General features: G+C 52.4%; 1 protein-coding gene. It reads right to left on the bottom strand.

Annotation, left to right across the window (positions count from 1 at the left end):
* On the bottom strand, positions 1-752 hold a 752-nt coding region (locus HMPREF2954_RS01285; RefSeq protein ID WP_168165586.1), incomplete at both ends, for a type IV secretory system conjugative DNA transfer family protein.

Genomic DNA, 752 nt, shown 5'->3' with positions numbered 1-752 from the left:
GCCACCTTCACCGCCCCCCTCAGCCGCTTGGTAAACATTCCATCCTGATAGTAGCGAATCTTATTCACCTTCGCCGGATGTGCCATGCCTTCGTAAATGATGATTTCGCTGTCCTGACTCATTCCTTTCAATTCCTGCGGCAGCATCAGTGCGCGGCGCTCTTCGCTTTCCGAAACGCTGCGTTCGCGTCCGCGGCTGACGTTCCTCCTTTTCACCGTGGTATAGCCCAGCATTTCCGAGTATTCGTTCGCATCCTGCTGCTCCCGCGGGGTATAGATGATTTGTAGAGCGTGGTTGGTGATGATCGTGCGGGCGTATTCTTTGCCGTAAACGGCATCCAGTTGGGCGACGGATTGGATAATCGGAAACAGGCGGATGTTGTAGCCCGCCATGTAGCTGACGGAATGGGCGATGATTTCTACTTTGCCAATGCTGGTAAATTCGTCCATCAGCAGCAGGCACTGGTGTTGCAGATCAGGATTATCCTGCGGTAACTCTTTGGTGTTTTGGTTGATCAGTTGGGAGAAGAACAGGTTGACGATGATCCTCGATTCGGCAAGTTTATTGGGCAGGATGCCGATATAGACGGTCATTTTCTTTTTACGCACGTCGGTCAGCAGGAAATCGTCGGCGGAGGTGGCGGCGTCAATGACGGGGTTGATCCACGGGTTGAGGGGTTCTTTAAACGTACCCATGATGGAGCCGAAGGTTTCCTTCTCTTGGGAGATTAAACCGGAAAAAGCAGTTTTGGC

Source organism: Neisseria sp. HMSC067H09 (assembly GCF_001814135.1).
Taxonomy (GTDB): Bacteria; Pseudomonadota; Gammaproteobacteria; order Burkholderiales; family Neisseriaceae; genus Neisseria.
Note: the sequence above shows the minus strand (reverse complement) of the source record. Positions and strands in the feature narration are given on the sequence as shown.